Source organism: Patulibacter medicamentivorans (assembly GCF_000240225.1).
Classification (GTDB): Bacteria; Actinomycetota; Thermoleophilia; order Solirubrobacterales; family Solirubrobacteraceae; genus Patulibacter; species Patulibacter medicamentivorans.
On sequence record NZ_AGUD01000210.1, the window covers coordinates 1 to 24,905 of the forward strand.

The following is a 24,905-nucleotide window of genomic DNA, read 5'->3' on the forward strand; positions in this document are numbered from 1 at the left end:
GCCGCGCTGGTCGGCTCCAGCGGCGCGCTGGTCGGCGGCGGCCTGGCGCTGGCCGTCGCCGCGGTCGCCGCGACCGAGCTGCTGCGGTTCGCCTGGCGCGACCGGGCGGCGGCCGGCGTGGCGGTCCTGCTGCTGGCGCTGGCGCCGCTGCTGGTGCTGCTGTCGGCTCACGGCGGGTACGGCCAGCGCCGGGACGACGTCCTCGACGTTGCCTGCGGCGCGCTCCTGGTCGCGACCGCGATCCTGGTCTTCGCCGGCGTGCGGCGGCTCGCCGTGGCACGCCGCAGCGAGGCGGGCGACACCCCGTGGCGGGCCTTCGTCGGCCGCGACCGCGCGGTCGGCGGGCGACGGCCGGCCGGAGTCGGCCACGTCGCGTCCGGCCTCGCGCTGCTCTCGATCGCGCTGATCCGGCTCGGCGACCAGGCGATCGGCTACCGCAGCGGGGTGCCCGCCGTGGCCGGCGCGCTGCTGCCGCCGGTCCTGGCCGCGGTCGTCACCGTCGTCGTCGCTCCGGCGCTGGCCGCCGTCGCGCTCGTCGGCCGTCGCGACCGCGGCGAGCGCGAGCGGGCGCTCCAGCGTCAGGCCGTCGCGGCCCACCTGCACGACTCGGTCCTGCAGACCTTCGCGCTGGTCCAGCGGCGGCTCGACGATCCCGACGAGGTCCGGCGCCTGATCCGGCGCCAGGAGCGTGAGCTGCGCGACTGGCTGGCCGGCCGCGAGCCGGTCCGCGCCGGCACCCTCGCTGGGGCGCTGCAGCAGATCGCGGACGAGGTCGAGGCCGAGCTGGGACCGGCGATCGAGTTGGAGATGCTCGGCGATCGCCCGACCGACGAGCGGCTCGGCCAACTGCTCGACGCGACCCGCGAGGCGCTCCGCAACGCGGCGCGCCACGCCCGCGGCGCCGCGATCCGCGTCGTCTGCGACGCCGAGGGGCCCACGATCGCCGTCTACGTGCGCGACGAGGGCCCGGGCTTCGCGATCGACGCCGTCCCACCCGAGCGGCGGGGCATCCGCGATGCGATCATCGCCCGGATGGAGGCCGCCGGGGGGAGCGCGGTGATCGACACCGCGCCGGGTGCGGGGACCGAGGTCGTCCTGCGGCTGCCGGCGGCGGGGGCTGATCGATGAGCGCCTATCGCGCCCGTGTCGTGATCGTCGACGACCACGCGATCTTCCGCGCTGGCGTGCGCGCCGAGCTGGCCGCCGCCTGCGAGGTGGTCGGCGAGGCCGGCGACGTCGGCGAGGCGCTGGCCGTCATCCGCCGGACCGAGCCCGATGTCGTGCTGCTCGACGTCCACCTGCCCGGCGGCGGAGGCGTCGCCGTCCTCGAGGGCCTGCCGGGCCTCGACCGCCGGCCATCGGTGCTGGCGCTGTCGGTCTCCGACGCGGCCGAGGACGTGGTCGCGGTGATCCGCGCCGGCGCGCTCGGCTACGTCACCAAGACGATCGTCGGCGACGCCCTCGTGGCGGCGATCGACCGCACCCGCGAGGGCGAGCCGGTCTTCGGCCCGCGGCTCGCCGGCTTCGTGCTGCAGGCCTTCAGCGGCGCCGGCGACGCCGAGCAGGAGGACGACCTCGATCGCCTGACCCCGCGCGAGCGCGAGGTGCTCCTGCACCTGGCCCGCGGCTACGCCTACAAGGCGATCGCGCTGCGGATGGAGATCAGCCCGCGGACGGTCGAGTCCCACGTCGGGGCCGTCCTGCGGAAGCTGCAGCTCACGAGTCGCCACGAGGTCAGCCACTGGGCGGCGCGGCGCGGGATGCTCGACGGCGAGGACGAGTAGTCCCGGCGCCCGGCCGTGGTCGGGCGGGTCGGTACCCTCGCCCGCATGCTTGCGGTGATCACGGCCTACACGGTCGCCAAGGCGATCCACATCCTCGGCGTCGTCTTCGCCTTCGGCGCCACGATCGTGGTCCCGCCGATCGGCGCCTACCTGCAGCGGCACCAGCCGCAGGCGCTGGGCGCCTTCCACGGCGCGGTCGCGCAGCTCGGCCGGACGGTCGTCACGCCGGCGATGACGATCGTGCTGATCGCCGGGCTCTACATGGCCGCCGACGCGTCGCTGTTCTCGAAGGCCTGGGTCTCGGCCTCGCTGCTGATCCTGTTCGTGCTCTTCGGCCTCTACGGCGCGCTGATCATCCCGCGCTCGGAGGAGCTGTCCAAGCGCGCCGAGGCGATCGCGGCCGGGGACGCCGGGGCCGACCCGACGACCGACGGCCAGTACTCGACGATCGCGGCGCTCGTCGCGCGGCTGCACCTGGCTGCGATCGGGCTGGTGATCGTCGCCGTGCTGGTGATGACGCTGAAGCCCGGCAACTGAGCGCGCTCGGCGCCGCGGACCGGCCGGACGCCGCCAGCCGGGTCGCGGTCTGGCCGGCGCCCCCGGAGGGCGGGGCGTCCCACGGCCGCTTGGGGATCGTTGCCATCGTGGCAACGATCCCCAAGCGCGTCCGCGGAGCGGTCGCTAGCGGACGCTCGTCGTCCGCCCGGCGCCGCTGGCCTTGACCGTCAGCGTCCGGCTGGCGCTGCCGATCCGCGCGGTGAAGCGGATCGGGGTCGTGGCGCTGAGCCGTCGCTTGGCGTGGGTGGTGAACGCGAACGAGCGGCTGCTGCGGGTGATGGTGCGCGAGCGCCCCGCCACCCGGACGGTCGCCCGGACCTTCGCCTTCGAGCTGCTGCGGACCGCGCAGCGGACCGAGCGGCGCCCGTTCACGAGCCGGCAGGAGACGGTGATCCGCGGCGTCGCCCCGGCAGCGCCCTTCGCGCCCTTGTCACCCTTGTCGCCCTTCGGCCCGGCGGGACCCGTGCTGCCGCCCGGGCCCTGCGGCCCGCCGGCGCCGTCCTGGCCCTTCGGCCCCTGCGGGCCGCTCGGCCCGGCGGCGCCGTCGTCGCCCGGCTCGCCCTTCGGCAGGCCGCTGCTGGTCCCCGTCAGCGCGACCGCGTGCTCGCGGTCGGCCGTGTTGGTGTCGAACTCGAGCGTCGCGTTGGACGTCGCGTCCTTGCGGCTGGGCGCGAACCGGACCAGCACGCGGCAGGTCGCGTCGGGCGCGACCTCGGCGTTCGCGCACGAGTCGGACGAGGCGAGGAAGTCGCCCTCCGAGCCCGCGTCGGCGGCCTTCACGCGCACGCTCCCGATCTTCAGCGGCTGGTCGCCCGTGTTGCGGACGGTCACCCACTGGCCGGCGCTGATCGTGCCCTGCGGCTGGAGCGTGAACACCGGCACGTCGGCCGAGAACCGCGGGCCCTGGCCGGCGTAGGGCACGACCTGGATCCGCTTCTCGGTCGTGACCGGCGCCAGCGACGCCGCGTCGCTGAACTCGCGCATCGAGTCGTTGGTCACCGAGACGTCGATCGTGCCGGCCCGCAGGCCGGTCAGCTCGCGCGTCTGCGGATCGAGGATCGCGACCTTGCCGGCGCGACGGGCCGCGTCGGCGGCGTCCTGCCCGCGACCGATCGCCAGCGCGTCCGAGCCGCCCCAGTGGACCGACATCGGGTAGCGCAGCGGCACGATCCGCGTCCCGCTCTGCACGCCCGAGGGCTGGACGATGCTGCCCGACAGGGTCGCGCTGGTCGAGACCTCGAGCGTCTCCGGGGCCTGCAGGTCGATCGACTGCGCGAACGCCCGCACGTCGGCGGTCAGCCACTGCTGGTCGGCGCCGGCGTCACGGTCGACCGACCACTTCAGCCAGCCGGTGAAGCCGCCGCGATCGGGCGTCCCGTAGGGCGACTTGCCCGACGAGGGCAGGACCGTGTACGGCACCCCCTCGACGCGGTGGACGTCGGCGATCTGGGCGTGGCTGCCGGTCATCGTCGCGCCCTTGCCCGACGCCTCGCGGAAGTCGGTCAGGAGCTTCTCGATCAGCTGCACCTCGGTCCGGTCGCCGAGCTGGCTCTGCTTCGTCGCCGCCGGATCGTCGACCGGGTGGTGGGCGAAGACGGCCACGTTCTTGACCGCGTTGTCGCCCTCGGCGCTCTTCAGCGCCTGCTGGAGCATCGCCAGCTGGCCGAAGTCCGAGCCGCGCAGCGACCCCAGCGCGCTGTTGAGCAGGATGAACCGCGTGCCCTTGTGGTCGAACGTCCCCGACGTCGGCCCGAACTCCGCGGTGAACGGCGCCAGGTCGCCCTGGCCGGCTGCCCGGTAGGACTCGTGGTTGCCGGGCACGTAGTAGCAGGGCGTCTTGTCGGCGGACGGCGCCGGCGTGTCGTCACGCCCGATCTCGCTGCTGAGCGGGATCAGCTGGCAGCCGCCGGCCTCGAGCGTCTGGCGGGCGAGCGTCAGGTCCTCGGCCGCGCCGAGGTCGGTGATGTCGCCGTTGAGCACGATCAGGTCGGGGTGCTGCTGGCGGATCCGCTGCAGCGCCGCGACGCCGACCTTGGCCAGCTCCGGGTTGGCGGCCGTGAACTGGACGTCCGAGAGGGTCGCGAACGACCAGTCGTCCTTGCCGTTGGTCCGCCCGTCGGGCGAGAACAGCGGGTCGGGCCGCAGCGGCTCCTGCTCGGGGATCTCGACCGGCGCCGCGTTGTCGGCCTCGATCTTCTGGAAGATCACGTAGCCGTTGCGCTGCTTGGCGGTCGCGGTCTGGATCGCCTGCAGCTGCGTGACCTTGATCGGGAACTTCGTGTCCGCCGGCAGGGTCCACTCGATGTTCGTCCAGCCGGCGCTCTTCGGGCCCGCGGTCAGCAGGTTCTTCGACGCCCCGCTGGCATCGATCCAGTAGAGCGATCCGAACTCGAACTCGCCGTCGGAGTACAGGCGCACCCGCACCCGCAGCGGCTGGCCGGGAACGTCCGGACGGGTCTCGATCGGGGTCTTCGTGATCCCCATGTTGCGCCCGGGCGCGTAGGTCAGGCGCAGGCCCTCGGGATCGTTGGAGAGCGTCTTGGCGACGCCGCTGGTGCCGTTGGTCGTCCAGCGCGAGGCCTCGTCGGCGGCGTCGAAGGTGTAGACGTGGTCGGTCGAGACGCCGACGCTGGTCGGCAGCTTCGCCTGCTGGCCCCCGGCCTTGACGGTGATCACGGTGCCGCCGTCGGCGACGGCCGCGACCTTCAGGGCCGATCCGGACGGGGTGATCTTGACGACCCTGCGGTCGTAGTCCAGCTCCAGGTCGGTCGCCTCGATCGGGGCCGTGAAGCCCTGGGCGTCGCGGCCGACGACGCGCAGCGTGGTCGACTTGGTGGCGTCGGCGAACGACAGCCGCTCGCTCGACAGCTCGAGCGTGCGCAGCGGCCCGAGCACCCGCACCGGGGTGTCGGCCTGGGCGCCGTCGGTCGTCGCGCGGACGCGGATCGAGCCGCTCGCGTCGGCCGGGGCGCGCAGCACGCCGTCCGACGCCGAGCCCTCGTCGGCGCTCCAGCGGACGTCGCCGCGACCGATCGCGACCGGCGTCTGGTGGGAGTCCACGGCGGTCGCGGTCAGCGTCCGGTGGAGGCCCGGGAAGACCTTCGCGTCCTCGCCGTCGGGCGTCACGACCAGATCGCGGACGGCGCCGTCACCGCGGGTCACGAAGACGCCGACGCCGTTGGGGTCGCTGCGCTCGTTGCCGTCGGAGGGCACGTTGCGGACGCTCACCTGCTCGTCGCCGAGCTTGCGGCCGACCATCGTGGTCGAGCCGCCGCCGTCGAGGTTGACCGCGGTCTCGGCGTGCAGGTCGGCCATCATCCGCGCGACCTGGGGCAGCGTCGCGCCGCCCTTGCCGGTCCCACCGGGGCCGTCGACGGTCAGCAGGATCATCGTCTTGCCGCCGTCCTTGAACCCGATCGCGGTGCGCGGGGCGATCGAGTTGCCGGACGCTCCCGCGCCGGACTCGGAGTCGGGAACCTGCTCGCCGTTGCGGACGAGCTGGGCGTCGGTCCCGAGCGCGAAGCGGAACTGGCCCGCGATCTCGGGGCTGACGCCGTAGGAGACGGTCACCGGGTCGCCGACCTGGAGCGTCCGCAGCGCGTCGGCGCCGGCGTCGCGACCGACCAGCGCCGAGGTGCCGTCGGGCAGCTGGCCGGCGCCCGGGGCGGCGGCCGCGCGGGTGACCTTGCCGTCGGCCACGAGGACCTCGGCGGTGTTGCCGTTGCCGGCCTGGACGGCGCGGCTCGACGCGCCCCACTCGTCGCTGTAGACGCCGATCTTGCCGGCGGCGACGCCGACCTGGTTGAGGCCGCTGACCGGGTGGTCCTGGCCGCCGAAGGTCGCCTTCGCGTCGAGCGCCAGGTTGGCGAGCGCGCCGACCCGGTCGTTGGTGACGCCGATCGTCTGGCCGTTGTTGCGGGTGCCGGTCTTGCGCAGGCGGCCTCCCTGGTATTCGAAGCCGAGAGCGGCGTTCGAGTTGCCGATGTCGAAGAAGTCGCCGTTGACGCCGGCGACGGCCCCGGCGCGGTTGGCCTGCTCGCTCAGCGGCGAGCCCTGGGCGACCTTCTCGGCGTGCAGCAGGTCGGTGCCGACGGCCGGATCGGCGAGGTCGACGGTCAGCACCTGGCGGTCGACCCAGCCGGTCGACTCGAGGTACTTCTGGTGCTGGAGGACGATCCCCGGGCCGAGCGGCTCGCGGTCGTCGATCAGGGACAGGGGGTCGGCCGCGGCGGCCGCGCCGGGCAGGGCCAGCGCGATCGCCACGGTCGCGAATGGGACGCGCCAATGGCGGCGGCGCGCAGCACTTGATGACTCGGTCACCCGAGCTCCTTCGTTGCGAGGGGGGGGAAACGTTTTCGGCAACGATCGGCCGGAGCCGACGTCGTTGCCGAGATCTCCTAGCCTGAAGCCGCGTACGGAGCCGACTTGTGACGGGTCGGTGCAGTTCCTGTGAACAACCGGGGCCTGCGCCGGCGTCGGCGCACCGCCGCGCGCCACGCGCCGCACAGCGGCCCCTCGCCGGCCTCGTGCCGCCCCGTCGGGGGGTCGCCGGGCGAGCGGTCAGCGGCGAAGGCGGGTGCGGGGATAGCATCTCCCGCCTCATGAGCCAGCGTCTGCATTCGCCCGAGACGTTCGAGGAGAAGCTCGATCTCCTCCGCGACCTCCGCCATCAGGCGATCCACTCGGCGTCCGAGAAGGCCGTCGAGAAGCAGCACGCCAAGGGCAAGTACACGGCGCGCGAGCGGATCGAGAAGCTGCTCGACGAGGGCTCCTTCCAGGAGCTCGACACGTTCGTCCGCCACCGGACCTACGACTTCGACATGCAGAAGTCGCGGGCCTGGGGCGACGCGGTCGTCACCGGTCACGGCACGATCGACGGCCGCCCGGTCGCGGTCTTCAGCCAGGACTTCACCGTCTTCGGCGGCTCGCTCGGCGAGGTGATGGCCGAGAAGATGTGCAAGGTCATGGACCTGGCCGCCAAGATCGGCTGTCCGGTGATCGGCATCAACGACTCGGGCGGCGCCCGGATCCAGGAGGGCGTCGTCTCGCTCGGCGCCTACGGCGAGGTCTTCCAGCGCAACGTCGACTCGTCCGGCGTGATCCCCCAGATCTCGCTGATCATGGGGCCGTGCGCCGGCGGCGCCGTCTACTCGCCGGCGATCACCGACTTCATCGGGATGGTCAAGGAGACCTCCCACATGTTCATCACCGGCCCCGACGTGATCAAGACGGTCACCGGCGAGGAGGTCGAGTTCGAGGAGCTCGGCGGCGCGATGAGCCACAACACGAAGTCGGGCGTCGCCCACTTCGCGTTCGAGGACGAGGACCACGCGCTGGAGGAGACGCGCTACCTGCTCTCGTTCCTGCCCCAGAACAACCTCGAGACCCCGCCGGTCGTGCCGACCAGCGACCCGGTCGACCGCGACGTCCCCGAGCTCAACGACGCGGTCCCGGCGAACCCGAACAAGCCGTACGACATGCGCGAGGTCATCAAGCTCGTCGCCGACGACGGCGAGTTCTTCGAGGTCCACGAGCACTTCGCCAAGAACATCCTCGTCGGCTTCTCGCGGATCGACGGCCACGCGGTCGGGATGGTCGGCAACCAGCCGAACCAGATGGCTGGCGTGCTCGACATCGAGGCGTCGGAGAAGGCCGCGCGGTTCCTGCGCACCTGCGACGCGTTCAACATCCCGATCGTCACCTTCTGCGACGTCCCGGGCTTCCTGCCGGGCACCTCGCAGGAGTGGAACGGGATCATCCGCCACGGCGCCAAGATGCTCTACGCCTACGCCGAGGCGACGGTCCCCAAGGTCACGGTCATCACCCGCAAGGCCTACGGCGGCGCCTACGACGTGATGGCGTCCAAGCACCTCGGCTCGGACTTCAACTTCGCCTGGCCCCAGGCCGAGGTCGCCGTGATGGGCGCCGAGGGCGCTGTCAACATCATCTACCGTCGCGACATCGCCGGGTCGCCGACGCCCGACGAGCGCCGCAAGGTCCTGATGGACGACTACAAGGCCCGCTTCGCCAACCCCTACGTGGCGGCCGAGCGCGGCTACATCGACGACGTGATCGAGCCGTCGCAGACCCGCGCCAAGGTCGCCGGCGCGCTGCGCGTGCTGCAGACCAAGCGCGTCACCCAGCCGAAGCGCAAGCACGGCAACATCCCGCTGTAGGGCACCGCCGGCCCCGGCCTGCGCCGCTCGTCGCCCCGCAGGATCGGGGGCACCCCCGATGCGTCCCCCGGCCCGGCCGGCCAGGGTTCGCGGCATGCCGCCGCACGGGTCGCGAGCGGCGTCGCGCAATCGTCGAACGGGGTGCAGCATGTCGGTGTCGGAGGACCTCACGGTCCCGTACTACCAGCAGGAGACCAGCTACTACTGCGGCGCGGCCTGCGCCAAGATGGTCCTGGAGGAGATCGGCGCCGGCGCGCTCGATCAGGACGACCTCTACAACGACAACCACAGCCACAGCACGGCCGAGTCCGGGTGGTACAGCGGGCCGGACGGCGTGAACTGGACGATGAACGCCCGCAAGCCGGCGACGTTCAACAACTTCTTCGTCCTCTTCGACCAGTCGACCGAGGACTCGATCTCGCGCAAGATCGCCTGGACGATCCACCATTACCAGGTGGCGCCGATCGCGATGGTCTACGGCTCCGCCCACTGGATCGTCGTCCGCGGCTACCAGGCGGACAAGGCGCCGACGAGCAGCTCGGACACCAGCTACGCGCTGACCGGCCTGTTCATCAACAACCCGTGGCCGCCGACCGGGTCGTCGACGTCGGGCATCGCCGACGAGCACATCTCCTACACCAGCTGGCAGGGCACCTACATGACGGGCGTGCCCGGCGGCCACTGGGCCGGGAGCTTCCTCGCGGTCTGCGACCCGGAGCCGGCGGCCAAGGAGGTCGGCCGTCAGGTGCTGGAGCCCGGCGAGCGGCGGCGGACGATCCTCGATCCGCGCGAGGCGATCGAGGCCGGCCTGGCGGGCGTCGAGCGGCACGGCCTGCTCGACCACGACTCGTTCGCGCCGGCCTTCCGCGGCGCCGAGCCCGGCGAACCGCGCCTGGTCCAGCGCCTCGACCGCAGCGACAGCTTCTACTACGTGGTGCCCGTGCGGCAGCGCGACCGGACCAGCGGGATCGTCTCGGTCGGCGGGCTCGACGCGCGCTACCACCAGGCCGCGGCGCTGCCCGAGGACTCCGACTGGGATCTCGACTCGCTCGCGCGCGACGCGATCCGCGAGCGGTTCGTCGGCTCGCGGATCCTCGTCGAGGGATCGCGCGTCCGGGTGCCGATCCGGCCCGAGGCGGTCTGCGTCTACCCGACCCTGGTCTGGCGGCCGTGCCGCGAGTCGTTGTCGCCGAGCTACCCGTTCGCGATGATCACCGTCGGTGACCAGCGCTTCTACGTGCGATCCGACGGCCAGGTCTTCTCGCGGCTGCACACCGCCGACCGCGGCATCTAGCCCGCGCCGCGGGTGACGGGCGATGACCGAGCGGGAGGCCATCGCCCGGGCCCGCGCCGAGGCCGCCGTGCCGACCGACGGCGCGCCGATCGCGCGCCGGGTCGGGCACGGCGGTCCCGCCGGCCCGTACTGGCTGGTGACGCTGGAGGGCGCGAACCGGACGCTGGCCGTGGTGGCGATCGGCGACGACGGCAGCATCGTCGGCGCCGGGCGCCCGGCTCGCGCGACGCGCCACGTCGCGGTCGACGCCGGCCGCGCGCGAGAGCTGGCGGGCGCCGCGCCCGGCGCGACCGCCGAGCTGGTCTGGTGGCCGTCGACCGCCAGCCGCTCGCCGCTGTTCCCGCTCTGGCAGGTGCGGGTCGGCGACCACGACAGCTGGGTCGCGCTCGACGGGACCGTCCTGCGGGAACGCCCCGGCGCCGCGGCTCGGGCGGGGTGAGGCGGCGACGCCCAGGCGCTAATGGATGAAAGCCGATCGGGAATCTGTATATAGTGACGGGCCCACCGAGCCCCGGAGCCCGCCATGTCCTTCTCCGCCCTGATCGACGAGTACGACCGCGCCACCACCGCCGAGCCGGCGCGGGCGACCGTGGTCTTCTCGACCCGCGGCAGCCTGACCGGCCCGACCCGCGTCGAGCTGACCAGCCGCGACCACGCGATCGTCGTCGACGAGCCGCCGACGCTCGGCGGCGAGGACCAGGGCGCCAACCCGGTCGAGCACGCGCTGGTCGCGCTCGCCAGCTGCCAGGCGATCAGCTATCGCTTCTGGGCCGCGAAGCTCGGGGTCGAGTTGGACTCGGTCGAGATCGAGGCCGAGGGCGATCTGGACGTGCGCGGGTTCTTCGGGTTCGACGACGAGGTCCGCGCGGGCTACACCGGCGTCCGCCTGCGCGTCACCCCGCGCGGCCCCGAGAGCGAGCAGCGCTACCGCGAGCTGGCCGACGCGGTCGACGCCCACTGCCCGGTCCTCGACCTCTTCCGCAACCCGACGCCGGTCGCGCGCGAGCTGCTCGCGCCGACCGCCGCGGCGGCGTGAGCGACGCCACTCCCGGCGGCCTCCTCGCCCGCCTGCGCCGCGCCCTGGGCGGCGGCTACGCTCCGAAGATCGCGCCAGGACGAACCTCTGCCCCCGCCGCCGGCGAGGGCCCCGACACCCCGAACGAAAGCAGCCCCGTGTCAGACGACCCGCAGCCCCAGCACCGCCCCGAGACCGTCGTCCTGCACGGCGGCCAGTCGCCCGACAGCGCCACCAACGCCCGCGCGGTGCCGATCTACCAGACGACGTCGTTCACCTTCGACGACACCGACCACGCGGCCGACCTGTTCGCGCTCAAGGTCCCCGGCAACATCTACTCGCGGATCAACAACCCGACGTGGGACGTGCTGGAGCAGCGGATCGCCGCGCTCGAGGGCGGCGTCGGCGCGCTGGTGACGGCGTCGGGCCAGGCGGCGGTGACCTACGCGGTCCTCAACATCGCCCGCGCCGGCGACAACATCATCAGCGTCTCGCAGCTCTACGGCGGGACCTACAACCTCTTCGCCCACACGCTGCCGCAGTACGGGATCGAGGTCCGCTGGGCCGACGCCGACGATCCGGGAGCGGTCGCCCGGCTGGCCGACGAGAACACCAAGCTCGTCTTCGGCGAGACGATCGGCAACCCGCGCCTGAACGTCCTCGACGTGCCGGCCTGGGCCGAGGCGGCGCATGCCCACGGCCTGCCGCTGATCGTCGACAACACCGTCGCGACCCCGATCGGCGCCCGGATCTTCGAGCAGGGAGCCGACGTCGCCGTCCACTCGCTGACCAAGTTCATCGGCGGCCACGGGACGTCGATCGGCGGGGCGATCGTCGACAGCGGCAACTTCGACTGGGACGCCCAGGCCGACCGCTTCCCCGGCCTGACCAAGCCCGATCCCTCCTACCACGGGGTCGTCTGGCGCGAGGCGCTCGGCCCGGCCGCCTACATCGGCCGCGCGCGGGTGGTGCTGCTGCGCAACACCGGCGCGGCGCTCTCGCCGTTCAACGCCTTCCTCTTCCTGCAGGGGATCGAGACGCTGCCGTTGCGGCTCGAGCGCCACAACCAGAACGCGCTCGCGGTCGCCCGGCACCTCGAGGCGCACGACGCGGTCGACTGGGTCGCCTACCCCGGCCTCGAGTCCAGCCCCTACCACGAGGTCGCCCAGCGGGTCCTCCGCGGCGGCGCCAGCGCGCTGGTCACCTTCGGGGTCAAGGGCGGGCAGGAGGCCGGCCGCAAGCTGATCGAGTCACTGGAGCTGTTCAGCCACCTGGTCAACATCGGCGACGCCAAGTCGCTGGCCGTGCACAACGCCTCGACCACCCACGCCCAGCTCAACGAGGAGGAGCTGGCGGCCGCGGGCGTCACCCCCGACACCGTCCGGCTCTCGGTCGGTATCGAGCACATCGACGACATCCTGGCCGACCTCGACCAGGCGCTGGCCAAGGCCGCCGCCGCGGTCGCGGCCTGACCACGCCGAGTCCGGGAACCGTGGCCCGGGGCGAGCGTCGGCGCTCGCCCCGGGGCGGAACCCGCCGACCGCGCCGGCACCGTAGGTTCGACCGATGACGCACCAGACGCTCGAGTCCGGCGATCGGCCGGCGGGCGCCCCCGCCGCCGATCGCGGACTCGGACGGGTGGCCACCCAGCGGGTCGTGCTCTTCCCCGAGGGCGATCCGCTGCGGCTGGACAACGGCGCCCTGCTGGCGCCGGTCGAGGTCGCCTACGAGACCTACGGCACGCTCAACGCGGCCGGCACCAACGCCGTCGTCGTCTGCCACGCGCTGACCGGCGACGCCCACGCGGCCGGCCATCACGGCGACCCCGAGCGGCGCGGCTGGTGGGACGTCCTGATCGGCCCGGGTCGCGCGGTCGACACGGACCGCTGGTTCGTGATCGCGTCGAACCTGCTCGGCGGGTGCCGCGGCACGACCGGTCCCTCGTCGATCGATCCCCGCCGCGGGGAGCCCTACGGGCTCGACTTCCCGGCGTTGACGATCGCCGACCTGGTGCGCGTCCAGCGGGCGCTCGTCGAGCGGCTCGGCGTCCGCCGGATCCACGCGCTGGTCGGCGGCTCGCTCGGCGGGATGCAGGTCCTCGAATGGCTGCTGCAGGCGCCCGAGCAGATCGACCGGGCGCTGATCGTCGCGGCCACGGCCCGGCTGAGCGCGCAGAACATCGCGCTCTCGACGGCCGCTCGCGAGGCGATCCTGCGCGACCCGGGCTTCGACGACGGCCGCTACGTCGGTCGCGGCCCGGGACCGCGGGCGGGGCTCGCGGCGGCCAGGATGCTGGGCCACGTGACCTATGTCTCCGAGCAGGCGCTGGAGACGAAGTTCGACCGCCGTCGACGAGATCCGGACGCCCCTCCGCCGCGCGACGGACACGACTGGTTCGCGCCCGACTTCGAGGTCGAGCACTACCTGCACCACCAGGCGGACAGCTTCCTGCAGCGGTTCGACGCGCTCAGCTACCTGTACCTGACGCGGGTGATGGACGCCTTCGCGCCGTTCGAGCGCGACGACGCGGCCGAGCGGCTGGCGGCGCTGGCGGGTGCCGGCACCGAGGTGCTCGTCGGCAGCTTCAGCAGCGACTGGCGGTTCGGGCCCGAGCACAGCGACCGGCTGGCCGCGGCGCTGGAGGCCGCGGGGGCGAGCGTCCGACGGCGAGCGTTCAGCTCACCGTGGGGCCACGACTCGTTCCTGCTCCCGATCGACCCGTACCTGCGCGAAGTCGCGGCCCTGCTCGAAGCCTGAGGTCCAGGCCGGCACCGCCGTCCTGCTGCCGGGCGATGCCGGCGAGGAGGACGACGGTGCCGATCCCGAGCGATGCGAGCAGCCAAGCGGCGACGATCCCGAGGGCGACCGGCAGGGTTCCGACCAGCGCCGCGCAGGCGGCGAAGGTGGCGACGATGCCGGAGGCGACGGCGACGTCGAGACGGTGCGCCCAGAGGGCATCGATGGCCAGGATGGCCGACACGACCGCCAGGAGGACGGCGAGCGACAACATTGGGGGACCTTGTGGATGGGGGTTGGGGGAAGGTGCCGAGGCACCTGAGACCGGATGGGGACGGTCACGGCCCGTGCGGGGCCGATAGCACATCATCCCCGATTCGCCCAGCGGAAGGCAACGCGTTTTGCCCGATTCGCTCGCTTTCGGCGGTCGATGTCCCCGATTCACACGTGACGGCGGGACAGATCCGACCGAAGTGCAACTGCGTACGGCGTTGGGCGCAGCGGCGATCAGATCATCACCTGCGGCGCCGTCACACGGCCCGCCTCCCAGGCCCGCAGCGCGGCGAGCGCGATCGCCAGATCCTGGATCGCCAGGCCGGTCGAGTCGAACAGCGTCACCGCGTCGTCGGAGGAGCGTCCGCCGGCGTCGCCCGCCAGCACGGCCCCGAGGTCCCGCACGTCGTCGCGCCCGACCGCCCCGGCATCGACGGCCGCCGTCAGCTCGCCGCCGTGGCTGGCCTGCGCCCACTCGTCGCAGAACAGCTCGCAGGCGGCGACCGCGTCGATCGCCGCCTCCTGCTTGCCGGGCCCGTCGGCGCCGAGCATGTTCAGGTGCAGGCCGGGCCGCAGGTCGGCGAGCTCGACCACCGGCGTCGCCCCGGGGGTCACGCAGCAGACGACGTCCTGGCCGAGCGCCTCGTCGCGCGTCCCGGCGCGCCAGCCGTCGCCCAGCTCGGCCGCCAACTCGGCCGCCGCCTCGTGGCGGGGATCGCTGGCGACGCCGGGGCCGTAGCCGGCGGCGGCCAGGCAGCGGGCGGCCCAGCGCCCGTGGAGCCCGGCGCCGATCACCCCGACGGTGCTGGCAGCCGCCGGGGCCAGCGCGCGGGCCGCGACGGCGGCGACCGCGCCGGTCCGCAGGGCGGTGACGGCGCGGGCGTCGAGCAGCGCGCGCGGCTCCGACGTCTCGGCGTCGGAGAGCACCACGATCCCCTGGACCGTGGCCAGGCCCCGCTGCGGGTTGCCCGGGAACGACGAGATCCACTTCAGCATCGCGAAGCCGTCGCCGATCGCCGGCATCGCGCGGAAGTCGCCGAACGGCGGGCTCTCGAGGTAGACCTTGGACGGCATCCGCCAGGCGCCCTCGTGGTGGCGCAGGAACGCCTCGCGCGTGTGGGCCACCGCGTCGGCGGGCGAGACCGCGGCGAGGACGGCGTCGTGGTCGAGGACCGGGACCGTGGGCATCGGGCGAGCCTAGATGGGTTCTCGCTGAGCGCGCCGGGCGCCGGCCACCCGCGGTCCGCCGCTACCCTTCCCGACCATGGCTGGCGACCCGGATCCCGTCCGCATCGACGTCCCGGCGTCGGCGTCGCCCGAGGAGGCCGCGGCGCTGGTGGCGGCGGTCGAGCAGTTCCTGCGGGACACCGCGGTCGCCGTCGGCGGCGAGCCGCGGCTGGACCCGTGGACCCGGGCCGCCCGCCTCGAGGGCGTCCGTCGCGCCCCCGACGCCCATCCGTGGGCCGTCTGAGTTGACGCTCCCCCGCGAGGTGGCGGTGCCGCCGGCGCCGCGCGTGCGACCGCTGCGGACCCTCGTCCGCTCGCGCGTGCTGCGGTTGGCGACGCGCGTTCCGAGCGAGCGGATGCAGCGCTGGCGCACGGCGCGGACCGGCATCGGGCCGACGCTGCTCGACGTGGCCGAGGCGATCGTCCGCTCGGGTCCGATCCAGGTCGCGGCCGGGCCCGGCGTCGGCTCGATCCTCCCGACCGGCCTGCTGACGGTCGACCACGCCCAGGCCGGCCTGCTGGTCCGCGGCTCGGTCGAGCCGCCGTTCGCCGAGGCGCTGCGCCGCCACCTGCCGGCCGCCGGCGCGTTCTGGGACGTCGGCGCCAACCTCGGCTACTTCGCCCTGCTCGGGGCCCGGATCGGCGGCCCGGGAACGCAGGTCGTCGCGGTCGACCCGGTCCCGGCCCATGCCCGCTCGGTGGCCGAGATCGTCGCGCTCAACCGGCTCGAGGACGTCCACGTCCTGCAGTTGGCGGCCTGGCGGGAGCCCGGCGAGGTCGAGCTGGTGCTGCCCTCCGACGGCGCCTGGGCCCACCTGGCCGCGACCGTCGCCGGTCGCGCTCCCGGCGACCGCCTGACCGTCGACGCGATCCCGCTGGACGCGCTGCTGGAGCCGGGCTCCGGCCTGCGGCCCCCGGACGTGATCAAGATCGACGTCGAGGGCGCCGAGCTGGGCGTCCTCGACGGGCTCGCGCGGACCGTCGCCGAGCACCATCCGGTGCTGCTGGTCGAGACCCACGACACCGCCGACCCGGTCAGCGCCTGGGCGGCCGCCCACGGCTATCGGGTCGAGAACCTGGAGCGGCCACAGCCGATCGCCGGCCTCGGCGGCCAGCTGGCCGCGCTGGTCCCGGCGTCATAGCGCCGTCGCGTAGCCTCGGGTCGGTGGACGGCCCGATCGACAGGCCCTGCTGCGCGCCGCGTCGTCCCGCGGCGGACGCGGCGCCGCGTGCGGTCGCCGCGGCCGGCCCGTCGCGCCCGGTCGGCGCCGGCGGTCCGGGCGACCCCGGCGCCCGCCTGATCGCGCTGTCCGGCGGTCGCGTCCGGGTCGGCAACGAGGACGATCGCGCGATCCCCGGCGACGGCGAGGGACCGGTCCGGACGGTCGAGGTCGCGCCGTTCCGGATCGACGCCCACGCGGTCAGCAACCGGCGCTTCGCGGCCTTCGCCGCGGCGACCGGCCACCGCACGCTGGCCGAGCGCGAGGGCTGGTCGTTCGTCTTCGCCGGCCACCTGCCGGAGGACTTCCCGCCGACCCGGGCGATCGCCGCGACCCCGTGGTGGCGGCAGGTCCACGGCGCGTCGTGGCGCGCGCCGGAGGGCCCGGGATCGACGATCGACGGCCGGCTCGACCATCCGGTCGTCCACGTCACGCGCGACGACGCGCTGGCGTTCTGCGCCTGGGCCGGCCTGCGGCTGCCGACCGAGGTCGAGTGGGAGCACGCCGCCCGCGGCGGGCTCGACGGCGCCCGCTACCCGTGGGGCGACGAGCTGGAGCCCGGCGGCGAGCACCGCTGCAACGTCTGGCAGGGCGCGTTCCCGGGCGAGGACCGCGGCGAGGACGGCTTCCGGGGGACCTGCCCGGTCGACGCCTTCCCGGCCAACGGCTTCGGCCTCCACGAGGTCAGCGGCAACGTCTGGGAGTGGACCGCCGACCCGTGGGCGCGCCCCGGTGCCGTCCTGCGTCCGGCGCCGGACGGGTGGGTCGCGATCCGGGGCGGCTCGCACCTCTGCCACCGCTCCTACTGCGAGCGCTACCGGGTCGCCGCCCGCACCGCCGCCGATCCCGCCAGCACCACCGGCCACCAGGGCTTCCGCTGCGCGGCCGACGCCTGAGACCGGAATCGGGCGATGGCGGACGTCACCCGTCAGGCACCCGCCGCGATCGGCCCCAGCCGCGGCGTCAGGCCGTGCAGGTCGAACGCCCGGAAGCGCGAGAAGCTGGGGTGCCGCGGGCCGTGGAAGTCGGCCGAGCCGGTCGTCAGCAGCCCCAGCCGCTCGGCCTCGGCGACCAGCATCCGGGTCTGCTCGGCCGAGAACGTCACGTAGAACGCCTCGACCCCGTCCAGGCCCAGGGCCGCGAACCGCTCCAGCGTCTCGCGCACGCCCGCCGGGTCCTCGATGTCCCAGTACGGGTGCGCCCAGACCGCGACCCCGCCGGCGGCGTGGATCACCTCGATCGCCTCGGCGACGGTTGGCCGCGTCCGCTCGCGGTAGGCCGGCGCTCCCGGGATCAGGTAGGCGACGAGCAGGTCGGTCGCGGTCGCCAGGCCCTCGCTCCGCACCCGTGCCGCGTTGTCGGGATGGTCGAAGGCCGCCGCCGCGACGTGCGGGCGCCCGATCGTCCCACCGGCCGCCCGCCGCTCCGCCAGCGGCCGCTCGTCGACCGCCCAGCCCAGCTCGCGCAGCGCCGCGACCATCCGATCGCCGCGACCGGCCCGGTCGGCGCGCCACTCCTCGAGCACCCGCAGCAGCGGTGGCGACCGGTGGTCGATCCCGTAGCCGCAGACGTGCAGGTCGGAGCGGTCGCCGTCGATCGCCGAGACCTCGATCCCCGGCACGACCTCGATCCCGTCCAGGCCCGCCGCGGTCTCGAGCGCCTCCTGGACGCCCGCGACCGAGTCGTGGTCGGTCAGCGACAGCAGCCGGACGCCGGCGGCATGGGCGGCGCGGACCACCTCGGCCGCGGACAGCGCGCCGTCGCTGGCCGTCGAGTGCGCCTGCAGGTCGAAGGTCGGTCGCTCGCCCATCAGATCCCCGCCCCACCCTCGAAGAGGAACGTCGGCTCGCGCGGGGAGCGCTGGTGGCGGGCGTTGATCGACGCCCCGTCCGGCGGCAGCACGTGGCCGTGGCGGAGCGGGTCGTCGGTCTCCTCCATCCAGCGGTCGAGCCGGTCGCGCAGCTCCCGCAGGACCGTGGCGTAGGCCGGGTCGGGGACTCGGTTGACGCTCTCGGCGGGATCGAAGTGCAGGTCGTAGAGCTGCTCGGGCGGGATCGCGCGCTCGACCCAGTCCGCTTCCACCAGGACGTCCTTCGACGGACCGTCGTCGACGTTCGGCAGCACCGGTCCGACGTGCTCGTCGTCGTAGCGGCGGATGTACTTGAAGCGCGAGGTCCGGACCGCCCGCTGCGGCTCGTAGGCGGCGTGGAAGGTCATCTCGGCGAAGACCGCGTCGTTGACCTCGTCGACCGCCCCGGCCGCCAGCGGCAGCAGCGACCGGCCCTGCAGCCACTCCGGGGGCTCGATGCCGAGCAGGTCGCAGATCGTCGGGAAGAGGTCGATGTGGGAGACCAGCGCGTCGCTGACCCGGCCGTCCGCGAAGCCGCCCGGCCCGCGGACGATCAGCAGCACCCCGATCCCGCGGTCGGTCAGCGTCGCCTTGGCGCCCGGGAACGGCAGTCCGTGGTCGGTGGTCAGGATCACCAGCGTGTCGTCGGCGATGCCCAGCTCGTCGATCGTCCCCAGCACCGTCGCGACGCCATCGTCGAGGGCCCGGGCGCTCTGCTTGAAGGCGGCCATGTCGGCCCGCGTCCGCGGCGTGTCGGGCAGGTTCGCCGGCGGCAGGGCGTAGCGCTCGTCGCCCGGCTCGGCGGGCCGGAACTCGCGGTGGGTCTCGAAGAAGCCGACCGAGAGGAAGAACGGCTGCTCGCCGTCGGCCCGCTCGCGCAGGAACCCGGCCGCGGTCGGGGCGACGTGCTCCTGGGTCGTGTCGGGCACGCTCAGGACATCGTCGTAGCCGAGCACGTGGGGATCGGCGGAGAGGTGCTGCTCGCCGACCAGCGCCGTCCGGTAGCCGGCCCCGGCGAGCGTGTGCAGCAGGTGGTGCTCGTAGTCCAGCAGGCTCCAGCCACGATGGGCCAGGCCCATCATGCCGCCGGTGTGGCTCCACTCCCCCGTCAGCAGCGCCGCGCGGCTGGCCGAGCAGATCGGCGCAGCCGAGAACGCCTTGCGGAACAGCAGCCCCTGCTCGGCGAACGCCTGGATCGCGGGCGTGGGGACCTGATGGCCGTACGGTTGGACGTAGCGGCCGGTGTCGTGCGAGTGCAGGTAGACGATGTTGGGATGACGCGCGCGCACTGAGCGAATACTATGAATTCCGATGGGCGTTCTTCCTAATTCACCGGAGCGGGCCTACGTCGTGGCGGCGACGCCCCGGAGCGGGAGCACGCTCCTCTGCGAGACCCTACGGGCCAGCGGGGTCGCGGGCCGGCCGGAGGAGCCGTTCCAGCGGCTCCGGGACAGCGGCCTGTCGCATCAGCCGCGCGACTACTTCCGCGGCGTCGACGACCCCGAGCTGCTGGCGCTGCTGCCGGAGCGGCGACCCGGCGCGCCGATCGACGCCGACGACGCGCGCGAGCGGCTGACCCGGGCCCTCGCCGAGGACACGACCGCCAACGGCGTCTTCGCGACCAAGCTGATGTGGGGCTACCTGCCCGACTTCCTCGCCGGGATCCGGGCGATCACCGGCGACGACGGCGACGACCTGGCGACGCTGCGGTCCGCGTTCGGCCGCGACCTGCGGTTCGTCCAGGTCCGGCGGCGCGACAAGGTCGCCCAGGCGGTGTCGCTGTGGCGGGCGATCCAGACCCAGCAGTGGCGGGACGAGGGCTCCACCCGTCCCGCCCGCGTCCCGGGGCCGGACTCGGCCTTCCGCGACGCCGCCCCGACCGAGGCCGAGCCGGTCTACCACCACGGCGCGATCGCCCACCTGCGCGACCTGCTGGCCGCCGGCGAGGCGGCCTGGACGGCCTGGTTCGCCGACCACGGGATCGCCCCGGTCCGCGTGGTCGTCTACGAGCAGCTGGTCCCCGCGCTCGGGCCGACCGTCCGCGAGCTGCTGGGCGAGCTGGGGATCGACGACCCGCCCGCCGAGGGCTTCGACCGGCCGCGGATGCAGCGGCAGTCGAACGGCACCTCGGCCGCCTGGCGCGAGCGGTTCCTGGCCGAGGAGGCCGCGGGCGGATGAGCGACCACGCCGATCCGCTGCGCAGCGCCGAGCAGCACAGCGGCGAGCGCCGCAGCCCCCACGTCAAGTGGCACGACGGGCAGCTCCCGCGCGAGGAGCGCTGGCGGATCCTCGGGCAGCGCGGGGCGACGGTCTGGCTCACCGGCCTGCCCGCCTCCGGCAAGTCGACGATCGCCGCCGAGCTCGAGCGGGCGCTGGTCGACGACGGCCGGGTCGCCTACCTGCTGGACGGCGACAACGTCCGCCACGGGCTCTCCGGCGACCTCGGCTTCGACCGTCAGGGCCGCAGCGAGAACGTCCGTCGCGTCGGCCACGTGGCGCGGTTCTTCGCCGACGCCGGAGCGGTCGCGGTCGTCTCGCTGGTCTCGCCGTTCCGCGACGACCGCTGGTGGGTGCGGGCCCTGCACGACGCGGCCGAGCTGCCGTTCGTCGAGGTCTACGTCGACACCCCGCTCCAGGAGTGCGTCCGTCGCGACCCGAAGGGCCTCTACGCCCGCTCGCAGGCCGGCAGCCTGCCGGACATGACGGGGGACGGCTCGCCGTACGAGCCGCCGCTGCAGCCCGAGCTGCGGATCCGGACGGCCGAGCAGTCGGTCGCGGATGCCGTCGCCCGCCTGCGGGAGCTGCTCGACGGGCCCGGCGCGGCCGCGCCGACGGCCTGATCGCGGCGCCGCCCCGGGCGCGGCGGGCACGCCGTCGCGGTCTTCGATTCCTGATTGGAATAGGGAAATGCTGCATCGGAATGCCGATACGGGTGCCGTAGCCCCGTTCCGGCCGTAAACTCCGGAACTCGTATCCTCTTTTTCCCTCTTCGCGCCGCCGCCTCGCGGGCCGCTGGCCCGCGAATCCCGCTCCGCGCCTGACGGCCGCCACGACCCTCGCTCTCGACGACGTGTCCTCCCCTCTTCCGACCCTCACGACCGATCAGCAGGAGCACGTCCAGCGTCTGGCGGCGGCGCTCGACCGCGACCAGGCGATCTGGGTCAGCGGCTACTTCGCCGGCCTCGCCGCGCAGGGAGCGTCGGCGTCCGCCGCCACGATCGCGAGCGATGGCGCCGGCGTCGCCCAGCCGACCGCGGTCGCGCCCCCGGTCGCGCCGTCGACGCGGCTGCTGACCGTCCTCTTCGGCACCGACACCGGCAACAGCAAGGAGCTGGCCGGCCAGCTCGCCGATGCCGTCCGCCCGCACGGCATCGAGGCCAAGGTCGTCGACATGGCCGACTACAAGCCGCGCGCGCTGAAGGATGAGCAGGACCTGGTCGTCGTCACCGCGACGCACGGCGAGGGCGACCCGCCCCCGAACGCGATCGGCTTCTTCGAGTTCCTCGGGGGCCGCAAGGCGCCCAAGCTGCCCGGGGTCCGGTTCGCGGTCCTGGCGCTCGGCGACTCGACGTACGAGCACTACTGCTCCGCCGGCCGCCAGGTCGACGAGCGGCTCGAGGAGCTCGGGGCCGAGCGGCTGGCCGACCGCGTCGAGTGCGACGTCGACTACGAGGACGACGCCGCGGCCTGGATCGCCGACGTCGCCGGTCGGCTCGCGCCGACCGAGGCGCCGGCGGGAGCCGGCGCGCCCGCGCCGAACGGCACCGGCCCGGCGCTGAACGGCAGCGCGGCCGGGTCCGGCAGCGAGGTCGCGCACGGCAAGAAGCACCCGTTCACGGCGCCGATCCTCGACAACGTCGTCCTCACCGGGCGCGGTTCGACCAAGGAGACCCGCCACGTCGAGCTGTCGCTGGAGGGCTCCGGCCTGACCTACGAGCCGGGCGACGCGCTCGGCATCGTGCCCGGCAACGACCCGGCGCTCGTCGAGCGGCTGCTCGACCGCCTGTCGCTGCCGGCCGACGCGCCGGTGACGACGAAGCAGGGCCCGGTCCCGCTCGTCGACGCCCTGACCGCGACCTTCGAGATCACCGCGGCGACCCCGCGCTTCCTCGGGCAGTGGGCGGAGCTCAGCGGCGCCGAGGAGCTGGCGGCGCTCCGCGACGGCGACGCCAAGGCCCGCACGGCCTACTTCCACGAGCACCACGTGCTCGACATCGTCGAGCGGTTCCCGGTGCCGGGGCTCCAGGCCGAGCAGCTCGTCGCCGGCCTGCGCCCGCTCCAGCCGCGGCTGTACTCGATCGCCTCGAGCCTGGCGGCGGCGCCGGACGAGGCCCATCTGACGGTCAGCACCGTCCAATACGACCTGCACGGCCTGGGCCGGACGGGCGTCGCCTCGGGCCACCTCGCCCGCCTCGGCGGCGACGAGGACGCGGTCGTCCCGGTCTACGTGCAGGCCAACGAGCACTTCCGCCTGCCGGGCGACGACGTGCCGATCATCATGGTCGGGGCCGGCACCGGCGTGGCGCCGTACCGCGCGTTCATGCAGGAGCGCGAGGCGCGGGGCGCCGAGGGCCGCTCGTGGCTGTTCTTCGGCGAGCGCAACTTCCGCAGCGACTTCCTCTACCAGGTCGAGTGGCAGCAGCTGCTGAAGGACGGGGTCCTGAGCCGCCTGGATCTGGCGTTCTCGCGCGATGCCGGCCCCAAGGCCTACGTCCAGGACCGGATCCGCCGAGCCGGCCGCGACGTCTACGCGTGGCTCGAGGAGGGCGCGCGGATCTACGTCTGCGGCGACGCGACCAACATGGCTCCCGACGTCGACGCCACCCTGGCGGAGATCGTCACCGAGCACGGCGGCGTCGACCACGAGGGCGCCCAGGAGTACCTCTCCGCGCTGAAGCGCGACCACCGCTACCTGCTCGACGTCTACTAGATGCCGCCCGCCCGCCCCCCTGCCCGGCCGAGGTGACCGCCATGACCCCGAAGACGACGACCACCCCCGACGTCGACCGCAGCCGCGACCTCTCGCAGCCGCTGGAGAAGCTCGCGCCCGAGGAGCGGCTGAAGGCCGGCAGCGACTACCTCGCCGGCACGATCGCCGACGACCTCATCGACGAGATCACCCTCGCCGTCGACGAGAACAACAACAAGCTCATGAAGTTCCATGGGATCTACCAGCAGGACGACCGCGACCTCCGCGACGAGCGGCGCCGTCAGAAGCTGGAGCCCTTCTTCACCTTCATGCTGCGCGGTCGGATGCCCGGCGGCGTCTGCACGCCCGAGCAGTGGCTGAAGATCGACGAGCTCGGGCGCACCCACGGCAACGACCAGTTCCGGCTGACGACGCGCCAGACCTTCCAGTTCCACTACCTGGTGCGGACCGCCCTGCGCGAGGTGATGGTCGGGCTGCGCGACGTCGGGCTCGACGGGAAGGCCGCCTGCGGCGACGTCGCCCGGACCGTGATGAGCGGCGTGCACCCGGGGCTCTCCAAGCTCCACAAGCAGGTCTACGAGCAGGCCCGGATCGCGAGCGACCACGTGATCCACAAGACCAGCGCCTACGAGGAGGTCTGGTTCGGCGAGAAGCCGAAGCAGCCGCGCGGCGAGGACGAGGAGCCCTTCTACGGCAAGCAGTACATGCCGCGGAAGTTCAAGATCGGCTTCGCGGTCCCGCCGAGCAACGACATCGACATCTACAGCCAGGACCTCGGCTTCGTCGCGATCGCCAGCCGCGGCAAGCTCAAGGGCTTCAACGTCGTGATCGGCGGCGGCATGGGCCGCACCGACCGCGCCCCGGAGACCTACCCGCGCCTCGGCGACGTCATCGGCTACATCGAGGCCAAGGACCTGATCCCGACGCTCGACGCCGTGATGGGCGTCCAGCGCGACTACGGCGATCGCGTCACCCGCGCCCACGCGCGCTTCAAGTACACGATCGACGACAAGGGCCTCGACTTCGTCAAGGGCGAGATCGAGCGGCGCCTCGGCTTCGAGCTGGCGCCGGCCAAGCGGTTCGCGTTCACGTCCAACGGCGACCAGCTCGGCTGGACCACCGGCGACGACGGCCTGGAGCACTTCACGCTCTTCATCGAGAGCGGCCGCGTGATCAACCGCGGCGACCGGCGGCTGATGGACGGCCTGCGCGCGATCGCGCAGACCGGCACGTGCGTCTTCCGGCTGACGCCGAACCAGAGCGTGATCCTCTCGGACATCCAGCCGGAGGATCGCCCCGCGATCGAGGCGCTGCTGGCCGAGCACGGCATCGACAACACGCCGACGAAGGGCCGCAGCGCGCTGCGGCTCAACTCGATGGCATGCGTGGCGATGCCGACCTGCGGGCTGGCGATGGCCGAGGCCGAGCGCTACCTGCCGGACCTGATCACCAAGATCGAGGGCCTGCTGGAGCAGAACGGCCTGATGGAGGAGCCGATCACGATCCGGATGACCGGCTGCCCGAACGGCTGCGCCCGGCCGTACATCGCCGAGATCGCCCTCACCGGCCGCGCCCCGGGCAAGTACAACCTGTACCTCGGCGCCGGCTTCCACGGCCAGCGGCTGAACAAGATGGTGCGCGAGAACGTCGGCGAGGACGTGATCCTCGAGGTCCTCGGCGAGGCGCTCGGCCGCTACGCGCAGGAGCGCGAGGACGGCGAGCGGTTCGGCGACTTCGCGATCCGCGCGGGGATCGTCCCCGAGGTCACCGAGGGGCGCTTCTTCAACGACTGACGCCCGGCGGCGCGACGGCGCGCCGGGTCGGGCGCCCGCAAGCGCCGCGT

20 protein-coding genes are annotated in these 24,905 nt (G+C 73.7%); 16 read left to right on the plus strand and 4 right to left on the minus strand.

Annotation, left to right across the window (positions count from 1 at the left end; genetic code table 11):
• The 3 genes from PAI11_RS27285 to PAI11_RS13540 all read left to right on the plus strand — a co-directional run.
• The coding region (locus PAI11_RS27285) for an ATP-binding protein (protein ID WP_050897240.1) at positions 1-1,128 on the plus strand (1,128 nt) is incomplete at its 5' end.
• Entirely contained in the window at positions 1,125-1,784 is a 660-nt protein-coding gene (locus PAI11_RS13535; RefSeq protein ID WP_040600253.1) for a response regulator, read from the plus strand. The genes PAI11_RS27285 and PAI11_RS13535, both read left to right, overlap by 4 nt.
• Before the next feature lie 45 nt (positions 1,785-1,829).
• A complete protein-coding gene (locus PAI11_RS13540) occupies positions 1,830-2,321 on the plus strand; it encodes a DUF2269 family protein (RefSeq protein ID WP_007575668.1) in 492 nt (163 codons plus the stop codon).
• A gap of 144 nt (positions 2,322-2,465) precedes the next feature.
• Here the strand turns inward: PAI11_RS13540 and PAI11_RS28320 are convergent, their stop codons facing one another.
• Positions 2,466-6,605 (minus strand): phosphodiester glycosidase family protein, encoded by a 4,140-nt coding sequence (locus PAI11_RS28320; RefSeq protein ID WP_007575670.1) that lies wholly within the window; start codon positions 6,603-6,605, stop codon positions 2,466-2,468.
• Between the two features lie 338 nt (positions 6,606-6,943).
• Between PAI11_RS28320 and PAI11_RS13550 the strand changes: the two genes are divergently transcribed.
• The 6 genes from PAI11_RS13550 to metX all read left to right on the plus strand — a co-directional run bounded on the left by PAI11_RS13550 (position 6,944) and on the right by metX (position 13,584).
• The gene (locus tag PAI11_RS13550; protein ID WP_007575673.1) at positions 6,944-8,518 is read left to right on the plus strand and encodes an acyl-CoA carboxylase subunit beta; all 1,575 of its coding nucleotides are present in this window, start codon (positions 6,944-6,946) and stop codon (positions 8,516-8,518) included.
• Positions 8,519-8,666: 148 nt separating this feature from the next.
• Positions 8,667-9,812 carry a C39 family peptidase gene (locus PAI11_RS13555; protein WP_007575675.1) on the plus strand — a complete coding sequence of 382 codons (1,146 nt, stop codon included), beginning with the start codon at positions 8,667-8,669 and terminating at the stop codon, positions 9,810-9,812.
• 22 nt (positions 9,813-9,834) lie between these two features.
• Complete coding sequence (locus PAI11_RS13560; protein WP_007575677.1) at positions 9,835-10,251, plus strand: hypothetical protein; 417 nt, start codon at positions 9,835-9,837, stop codon at positions 10,249-10,251.
• An 84-nt stretch (positions 10,252-10,335) separates the two neighbouring features.
• Entirely contained in the window at positions 10,336-10,848 is a 513-nt protein-coding gene (locus tag PAI11_RS13565; RefSeq protein WP_007575679.1) for an OsmC family protein, read from the plus strand.
• A gap of 137 nt (positions 10,849-10,985) precedes the next feature.
• Positions 10,986-12,299 carry an O-acetylhomoserine aminocarboxypropyltransferase/cysteine synthase family protein gene (locus PAI11_RS13570; protein ID WP_007575681.1) on the plus strand — a complete coding sequence of 438 codons (1,314 nt, stop codon included), beginning with the start codon at positions 10,986-10,988 and terminating at the stop codon, positions 12,297-12,299.
• A 94-nt stretch (positions 12,300-12,393) separates the two neighbouring features.
• Positions 12,394-13,584 (plus strand): homoserine O-acetyltransferase MetX, encoded by a 1,191-nt coding sequence (metX, locus tag PAI11_RS13575; protein ID WP_007575683.1) that lies wholly within the window; start codon positions 12,394-12,396, stop codon positions 13,582-13,584.
• A gap of 486 nt (positions 13,585-14,070) precedes the next feature.
• Here metX and PAI11_RS13580 read toward each other — a convergent pair whose 3' ends face one another.
• Positions 14,071-15,024, minus strand: coding sequence for an ornithine cyclodeaminase family protein (locus PAI11_RS13580; protein WP_007575685.1), 954 nt, complete (start codon positions 15,022-15,024; stop codon positions 14,071-14,073).
• A gap of 76 nt (positions 15,025-15,100) precedes the next feature.
• On the opposite strand from PAI11_RS13580, the gene PAI11_RS13585 reads away from it, so the two are divergent.
• From PAI11_RS13585 to PAI11_RS13595, 3 genes are read left to right on the plus strand one after another with little or no spacing between them, the layout of a single operon-like run.
• Entirely contained in the window at positions 15,101-15,307 is a 207-nt protein-coding gene (locus PAI11_RS13585) for a DUF8022 family protein (protein WP_007575687.1), read from the plus strand.
• Positions 15,308-15,326: 19 nt separating this feature from the next.
• Positions 15,327-16,205: an FkbM family methyltransferase gene (locus tag PAI11_RS24455; protein ID WP_007575689.1), complete on the plus strand. Its 879-nt coding sequence runs from the start codon at positions 15,327-15,329 to the stop codon at positions 16,203-16,205.
• Positions 16,206-16,228: 23 nt separating this feature from the next.
• A complete protein-coding gene (locus PAI11_RS13595; RefSeq protein ID WP_007575690.1) occupies positions 16,229-17,179 on the plus strand; it encodes a formylglycine-generating enzyme family protein in 951 nt (316 codons plus the stop codon).
• Between the two features lie 32 nt (positions 17,180-17,211).
• Here the strand turns inward: PAI11_RS13595 and PAI11_RS13600 are convergent, their stop codons facing one another.
• Both PAI11_RS13600 and PAI11_RS13605 read right to left on the minus strand, forming a co-directional pair.
• Positions 17,212-18,093: a PHP domain-containing protein gene (locus PAI11_RS13600; RefSeq protein WP_007575693.1), complete on the minus strand. Its 882-nt coding sequence runs from the start codon at positions 18,091-18,093 to the stop codon at positions 17,212-17,214.
• On the minus strand, positions 18,093-19,421 hold the full coding sequence (locus PAI11_RS13605; RefSeq protein WP_040600256.1) for a sulfatase family protein: 1,329 nt from the start codon (positions 19,419-19,421) through the stop codon (positions 18,093-18,095). The genes PAI11_RS13600 and PAI11_RS13605 overlap by 1 nt, the downstream gene beginning before the upstream one ends.
• A gap of 22 nt (positions 19,422-19,443) precedes the next feature.
• On the opposite strand from PAI11_RS13605, the gene PAI11_RS13610 reads away from it, so the two are divergent.
• From PAI11_RS13610 to PAI11_RS13625, 4 genes are all read left to right on the plus strand, one after another.
• Positions 19,444-20,310, plus strand: coding sequence for a Stf0 family sulfotransferase (locus PAI11_RS13610; protein ID WP_040600257.1), 867 nt, complete (start codon positions 19,444-19,446; stop codon positions 20,308-20,310).
• The gene (gene cysC, locus PAI11_RS13615; protein ID WP_007575699.1) at positions 20,307-20,972 is read left to right on the plus strand and encodes an adenylyl-sulfate kinase; all 666 of its coding nucleotides are present in this window, start codon (positions 20,307-20,309) and stop codon (positions 20,970-20,972) included. Before PAI11_RS13610 ends, cysC begins: the two co-directional genes overlap by 4 nt.
• 230 nt (positions 20,973-21,202) lie before the next feature.
• The gene (locus PAI11_RS13620) at positions 21,203-23,062 is read left to right on the plus strand and encodes an assimilatory sulfite reductase (NADPH) flavoprotein subunit (RefSeq protein ID WP_007575701.1); all 1,860 of its coding nucleotides are present in this window, start codon (positions 21,203-21,205) and stop codon (positions 23,060-23,062) included.
• A gap of 41 nt (positions 23,063-23,103) precedes the next feature.
• On the plus strand, positions 23,104-24,855 hold the full coding sequence (locus tag PAI11_RS13625; protein WP_007575703.1) for an NADPH-dependent assimilatory sulfite reductase hemoprotein subunit: 1,752 nt from the start codon (positions 23,104-23,106) through the stop codon (positions 24,853-24,855).
• Positions 24,856-24,905: the final 50 nt, after the last annotated feature.

Coding starts and splice junctions, on each gene's coding strand:
- PAI11_RS13535 (WP_040600253.1), top strand. CDS start 1,125: ATGAGCGCCTATCGCGCCCGTGTCGTGATCGTCGACGACCACGCGATC.
- PAI11_RS13540 (WP_007575668.1), top strand. CDS start 1,830: ATGCTTGCGGTGATCACGGCCTACACGGTCGCCAAGGCGATCCACATC.
- PAI11_RS13550 (WP_007575673.1), top strand. CDS start 6,944: ATGAGCCAGCGTCTGCATTCGCCCGAGACGTTCGAGGAGAAGCTCGAT.
- PAI11_RS13555 (WP_007575675.1), top strand. CDS start 8,667: ATGTCGGTGTCGGAGGACCTCACGGTCCCGTACTACCAGCAGGAGACC.
- PAI11_RS13560 (WP_007575677.1), top strand. CDS start 9,835: ATGACCGAGCGGGAGGCCATCGCCCGGGCCCGCGCCGAGGCCGCCGTG.
- PAI11_RS13565 (WP_007575679.1), top strand. CDS start 10,336: ATGTCCTTCTCCGCCCTGATCGACGAGTACGACCGCGCCACCACCGCC.
- metX (WP_007575683.1), top strand. CDS start 12,394: ATGACGCACCAGACGCTCGAGTCCGGCGATCGGCCGGCGGGCGCCCCC.
- PAI11_RS13580 (WP_007575685.1), bottom strand. CDS start 15,024: ATGCCCACGGTCCCGGTCCTCGACCACGACGCCGTCCTCGCCGCGGTC.
- PAI11_RS13585 (WP_007575687.1), top strand. CDS start 15,101: ATGGCTGGCGACCCGGATCCCGTCCGCATCGACGTCCCGGCGTCGGCG.
- PAI11_RS13600 (WP_007575693.1), bottom strand. CDS start 18,093: ATGGGCGAGCGACCGACCTTCGACCTGCAGGCGCACTCGACGGCCAGC.
- PAI11_RS13610 (WP_040600257.1), top strand. CDS start 19,444: ATGGGCGTTCTTCCTAATTCACCGGAGCGGGCCTACGTCGTGGCGGCG.
- cysC (WP_007575699.1), top strand. CDS start 20,307: ATGAGCGACCACGCCGATCCGCTGCGCAGCGCCGAGCAGCACAGCGGC.
- PAI11_RS13625 (WP_007575703.1), top strand. CDS start 23,104: ATGACCCCGAAGACGACGACCACCCCCGACGTCGACCGCAGCCGCGAC.